Below are 398 nucleotides of genomic sequence, written 5' to 3' on the forward strand. Positions count from 1 at the left end.
TGTAGTGGTCTAATGAAACCGGACACCCATTTAGGCGAGAATGCTCGCCAGATCGAGGTGTCAGATGACCAAACAACGCCGTTCCTTTTCTGCTGAATTCAAACGCGAGGCTGCCGACCTCGTGCTCAAGCAAAACTACAGCTACATCGAAGCCAGCCGTTCGCTCGGTATTGGCGAGTCAGCGTTGCGCCGCTGGGTTGACCAGGTTCAGAAAGAGCGCCAAGGCGTCACTCCGCAGAGCAAGGCGCTGACCCCAGAACAGCAGAAAATTCAGGAGCTGGAAGCCCGGATCGCCCGGCTTGAACGGGAAAAATCGATATTAAAAAAGGCTACCGCGCTCTTGATGTCGGAAGATCACGAGCGTACGCGCTGATCAATCAGCTGAGCGCCCATGAGCC

General features: G+C 55.3%; 1 pseudogene. It reads left to right on the top strand.

The annotated features are described in order from the left end of the window. Positions 1 to 64: 64 nt before the first annotated feature. Positions 65 to 398: pseudogene (locus BM70_RS0130990) on the top strand (transposase); the annotation flags it as partial.

The sequence above is a fragment of the Pseudomonas sp. CHM02 genome (assembly GCF_000612585.1).
In the GTDB taxonomy this organism is placed as follows: domain Bacteria; phylum Pseudomonadota; class Gammaproteobacteria; order Pseudomonadales; family Pseudomonadaceae; genus Aquipseudomonas.